Source organism: Variovorax sp. AC103, from assembly GCF_979254005.1.
The window spans coordinates 1-260 of record NZ_CEEDFC010000079.1 but is presented as its reverse complement, the minus strand read 5'-3'; the positions used below and the strand labels follow the sequence as shown (position 1 = coordinate 260).

The 260-nt window shown below is 76.2% G+C and carries 1 protein-coding gene; it reads left to right on the top strand.

Going from position 1 to position 260, the window contains the following annotated elements:
- Nucleotides 1–260, top strand: a 260-nt coding sequence (locus AC0IYU_RS34865; RefSeq protein WP_472126979.1) for a LysR family transcriptional regulator, incomplete at both ends; no start/stop codon positions are given.

Below are 260 nucleotides of genomic sequence, written 5' to 3'. Positions count from 1 at the left end.
GACCCACCCCGCCTTCGGCCGCCGCATCCGCGCACTGGAGTCGTGGGCGGGCACGGCGCTGGTGGAGCGCGGCAGGTCGCCCGTGGCGCGGACGCCCGCGGGCGAGAGCTTCCTGGAGAACGCCAGCCAGATGGTGCGCGGCGTAGAGAGCTCGCGGGAAGAGATGCAAAGCGTGGCCGGCCGCCAGGCCCGCACCGGCACGGTCGTGACCGGCCGCACGCTGGCGCGCACCGTGATGGCCGACTGGCTGGTGCGGCGGC